This window comes from Nocardia sp. NPDC047038, from assembly GCF_040644075.1.
GTDB lineage: Bacteria > Actinomycetota > Actinomycetes > Mycobacteriales > Mycobacteriaceae > Nocardia > Nocardia sichangensis.
This window is the reverse complement of sequence record NZ_JBEYVQ010000047.1, coordinates 1-3,560: the sequence shown is the minus strand read 5'-3', so window position 1 is coordinate 3,560 and position 3,560 is coordinate 1. Positions and strand designations below refer to the sequence as shown.

Here is a 3,560-nt window from a genome sequence, read left to right as displayed (position 1 = left end):
GATCCAGATCCGGATGCGTGGCAGCGCCGGACGCGCCTACTACGACAAGAAGATCGCCGAGGGAAAGACACCGAAGGAGGCGAAACGCTGTCTCAAGCGGCGACTGGCGGATCTGTGCTGGCGAACCATGATCCGAGACGAACGACGCACCAAACCAGTCGAACTCGCCCGTCAAGCCGAAGCCGCTTGACAAATACAGAGGTATCACGGGTTGGGGGCCCTTTGGTCTGTCCTGAGGTTCTGTCCGCCGGGTTGTGAGATTCCTACCCGTTTGGATGGAAGGATCTCCGCCCGTGCCGATGATGTATTCACCGCAATTCCGGGAGCGCGCAGTCGCTCTGATCCTTGAGGAAGGTCGGCGCGTTGCCGACGTGGCCCGAGATCTGGGAGTCACCGAAGGCAGCCTGTACCAGTGGAAGCAGCAAGCGGTCATTGACCGTGGCGAGGCACCTGGCACCTCAACGGTCGAATCGGCACAGTTGCGGGACGCACTTAACAGGATCAAACAGCTGGAGGAGGAGCTGCGTGCGACGCGGTTGGCAGCCGAGATCCTCGCCGATACCACGATCGGCCCAAAAGGCGTTTCCCGGTTGTCACGGCCTTGACCGGGCAAGGAATCAGTATCCGCGCCGCCTGCCGTGTGCTCGGAATCTCCGAACGCGGCTACCGCCACCATCGCAACCGGCCGCCCAGTCAGCGTCGGCTGCGCCATGAGATGCTGGCCGAGACAATCAAGGCCGTTCACGCGGCCTCCCGCGGCTGCTATGGCGTGCGCCGCATCCACGCCGAACTGACCATCGGAATGGGCATCGAGGTCGGGTCCGGCCAAGTGCACTCGGTGATGAAACGCATTGGCGTTCGGGGCCTCTCGGGAAACCGGAAGCGTTACATCAGCAAGCAGGACATTGCCACGCACACCGATCTGGTCAAGCGGAACTTTACCGCTGGGCGAGAGAATCAGCTGTGGTGCACCGACATAACCGAACACCCCACCCGAGAGGGCAAGGTCTATTGCTGCGCGGTGATCGACGCATACTCCCGACGCATTGTCGGCTGGGCCATCGACTCCCGGCAAACCGCGTCGCTCGTGCTCGCCGCGCTCGACATGGCCATCGCGGCACGTTCACCGGACCGGACTGTTGTTCACAGCGACCACGGCACTCAGTTCACGTCCTGGGCGTTCAGCCGCCGCATCACCGACGCCGGCCTGGTCGGCTCGATGGGGACCATCGGCGATGGCTACGACAACGCGATGATCGAATTCTTCTGGAGCAGAATGCAAATCGAGCTACTCGACCGCAAGAAGTGGAAGACCCGCACCGAGCTCGCTAACGCGATCTTCGACTACATCGAGATCTTCCACAACCGGCAACGTCGGCATTCCAGCCTGGGCTGGCTCACCCCTGCAGAGTTCGAGAAAGCCAACCGGCACCTACAATCGGTGTCCTGACTCTCGCAACCGGGCGGACACCAAGCGAGGACAGCCCAGTAGTTTGCCGGGGTGGTTTTGGCTGTTGTTGCAGCGGAGTTGGATTAGTTGCACGGAGGATTGGTGGCCGGTTCACGCGGTCGGAGCCGCGGGGCCGGGCCCGGCAGTATGTGACCGGTTTGGTGGCGGGTCTCGAGCGCAAGAATGGGTGGACGCTGGCCGAGCGGGCACCGTCACCCGTGGCGAGATCGAAGTGCTGCTCGTCGGCACCCCGCACGGCCAAGCCCGCCTCACCGACCTGCCCGGGCTGGCCACCCATCTCGGTGTCAACCAAGCTTTCCAGCCGGGCGACCCGATCCCGGCGGCATTCCCCCACGGCCACACCCGTGTGGTTGCCCGGCTCAGCGGGACACCGGCGCAAGCCATCGGGCGGATAGCCGCAGACGAGTCACATGTGTGGACGCCGAATTCAAGTGACCAACGCGGATCCCGGTTTCGCCGCGACGGCCCGAGGCCACCACTGATCGGCTCGTCACAAGGGGCTTCAGGAACGCCGAGCCATGCCCGTGCACATCCTCGTACGGTGGATTGTAGTCGTATCCGCTTCTGGCAGTGCGGTGTTCATCATAGGGAACACCTTTCAGCGCTAGCGACGGGATTACCCTTGGCTCGAACAGGATGCACCCGGTACTGGATCCAGGGGGAAGAAGATGCCCAGTTTGGAAGAAAGAATCGCCGGTGTCCTCGCCGTGCTGAAGAGGCTCGATCGCACGGCCCCGGCGGTGGTCGTCGACGAGATCGCCTGGCGTGTCGAGGACCTGAGAAACGAAGTGCGCACCAGCGTCACCGACGACCCGCAGCGCCGCCGCAGGCTGCTGAACCAGGCCACCCAGGCCGGCAGGCTCGTCGCGGTGGCGCGTGAGCGCGCCGAACGAGTCCTCGCCCTCGCCGTGGCCGCGCTGCAGCGCGAGCTGTACGCCGCCGAACACCCGAGTATCAGCCCGCAGTCGCAACACCGACCCGGCCAGGAACCCAGCGATGACCCCGGGGACAGGGATCCATAGCGGCCGCAACGCTTCTCGGCACCACGATCGCATCGAGCACGGTCGTGAACGAGGATGTGCCGGTCCCCGGTGGTGCGTGCTCGCGCGCAGGTTGCGGTTTCGTTGTCCATCCACCCCGGTGGCTGCCCGAGAATAGGGTCGCAGCGGGAATGGGCAACGGCCCGAAGCCGCAAAGGGGGATAAGGACTTCGGGCCGTCTCGTCTACTAGCCCTTGGGGCAGGTCCGGCAAACAATCCATCAAACCTAGCGGGCACCCGCCGAAACGCGAAATCGGCGAACCGCAAGGCCGGACGAACGTCCGGATGCGGCACTTCCCCTCGACGACGATGTGTGCTGCAGCGATACCGGCCGCCACTTGCCGGTGTGCATCGTTCAGTCGCCAACTGCGCGAGAGTCGAGAGTATGGCGTCGGGAGGCGGCGAAGATCCGGCCGGGACGCGGCCACCAATCGATCCCACCACCACTGACGAGGTCGACTCGGATGGACAACCAGGCATGGCTCACAGTGGTTCGTCCTGCCACCCGTACCCCGCTCACTCATCCGTTGGGAAAGTGCTGCGAAGGCGAACGTGTTCCGACGATCGAGTTTCTGCATTCGGCCGCCGCGACCTCGCGCGGCGGTCTTACACGGCTGCAAGGGCGAAACGACACGCACCTGCTTACATGGGCATGGCAGACGAACTGTCAGCCCTGCGTCCGGTCTTGATCTTCGTGGTGTGGTGGACACCGTCGAACTAGGCCGTGCCCTGACCGAACTCCGCATCCAGGACAGGCCGCTCGCGTCCTCGCGATGATGAACGGCGACCCTGAGTCACCTCTCAGCCGCCGCGCGGGGTCCGTCGCGTGCATCGCCGGTGTCCATCGTCGACGACTGTCCCGACGCGCGCCGCGTGGGCTGGGCGGCGACGAAGCGGTTCGGTGTCGGCCGGGACGATCAGCGGGGCCATCTTGGCGCCCTCGGTGCCGAACATTGTCGGCGTTCACGGAAATCCCCAGGTTGAGCCGGTTTTCGTTCACGTAATTCCGCAGGGTGCCGTTCACGTAATTCCCCAGCGGGAACGCGAGC

At 64.4% G+C, this 3,560-nt stretch carries 1 protein-coding gene and 3 pseudogenes; all 4 read left to right on the top strand.

Annotation, left to right across the window (positions count from 1 at the left end; all coding sequences use genetic code 11):
* Window positions 1–190, top strand: a pseudogene (locus tag ABZ824_RS39625) (IS110 family transposase); the annotation flags it as partial.
* A gap of 103 nt (window positions 191–293) precedes the next feature.
* Window positions 294–1,450, top strand: a pseudogene (locus tag ABZ824_RS39620) (IS3 family transposase).
* An 87-nt stretch (window positions 1,451–1,537) separates the two neighbouring features.
* Window positions 1,538–1,659 (top strand): annotated as a pseudogene (locus tag ABZ824_RS39615) (IS701 family transposase); the annotation flags it as partial.
* A 480-nt stretch (window positions 1,660–2,139) separates the two neighbouring features.
* Window positions 2,140–2,493: a hypothetical protein gene (locus ABZ824_RS39610; RefSeq protein ID WP_356970037.1), complete on the top strand. Its 354-nt coding sequence runs from the start codon at window positions 2,140–2,142 to the stop codon at window positions 2,491–2,493.
* Window positions 2,494–3,560 lie beyond the last annotated feature (1,067 nt).

Bases quoted from the DNA above. Each gene is read 5' to 3' on its own strand.
- ABZ824_RS39610 (WP_356970037.1), top strand. From the start codon at position 2,140: ATGCCCAGTTTGGAAGAAAGAATCGCCGGTGTCCTCGCCGTGCTGAAG.